The 714-nt window shown below is 67.2% G+C and carries 1 protein-coding gene and 1 pseudogene; both read left to right on the top strand.

Going from position 1 to position 714, the window contains the following annotated elements:
* A partial coding sequence (locus AAGW05_RS18535) for a hypothetical protein (RefSeq protein WP_411806032.1) occupies positions 1-194 on the top strand: 194 nt, incomplete at its 5' end.
* Positions 187-714, top strand: a pseudogene (locus tag AAGW05_RS18540) (IS21 family transposase); the annotation flags it as partial. The gene AAGW05_RS18535 and the pseudogene AAGW05_RS18540, both read left to right, overlap by 8 nt.

The following is a 714-nucleotide window of genomic DNA, read 5'->3' on the forward strand; positions in this document are numbered from 1 at the left end:
TTGTCGCCTGCCAGGAGGATGGGACCGTAGTAGCAGGTTTTTTGCCACCTTTATGGGACCACCTGTTTAGCCAGTCATGGGACCGTCCGGCGCGTTGCGCTGGTGCGTCCTTCGTTTCCCGGTTTGATCATCACGTCAGCGTTCTCGGCGTGGAGGTCAACAGGGATGGTTTTCAGGGAGGTCAGCGTGGTTGAGATTCGGGAAGTTTTGCGGGCGTGGCTTGGCGGTGCGGGGTTGCGCACCGTGAGCGAGCGGGCCGGGGTGGATAGGAAAACGGCTCGCCGCTACGTGCAGGCCGCGGAGGCGGCGGGCCTAGTCCGCGACGCCGGTCCGGATGCGGTCACTGACGAGCTCGTCGGGGCCGTGGTCGCCGCCGTCCGCCCGTCACGGCCGAACGGGCACGGGCCGGCGTGGGAAGCGTTGGCCGGGCATGAGGAGCAGATCCGTGACTGGGTCACGGGCGCCGGGACCGGGAAGGCTGGCCGGGCGCTGAACCTGGTGAAGGTCCACGAGCTCCTGGCCCGGCAGGGCTGCCAAGTGCCGTACCGGACGCTGCACCGCTTTGCGACAGAGCGGTGCGGGTACCGGGTGAAGTCGACCACGGTGCGTGTCGCCGACGGGGAACCCGGGGTGGAGTGCCAGATCGACTTCGCCTACATGGGCACCATCAAGGACTCGCAGACGGGCAAGGACCGGAAGGTGCATGCCCTGATC

The sequence above is a fragment of the Arthrobacter sp. LAPM80 genome, from assembly GCF_046736435.1.
GTDB lineage: Bacteria > Actinomycetota > Actinomycetes > Actinomycetales > Micrococcaceae > Specibacter.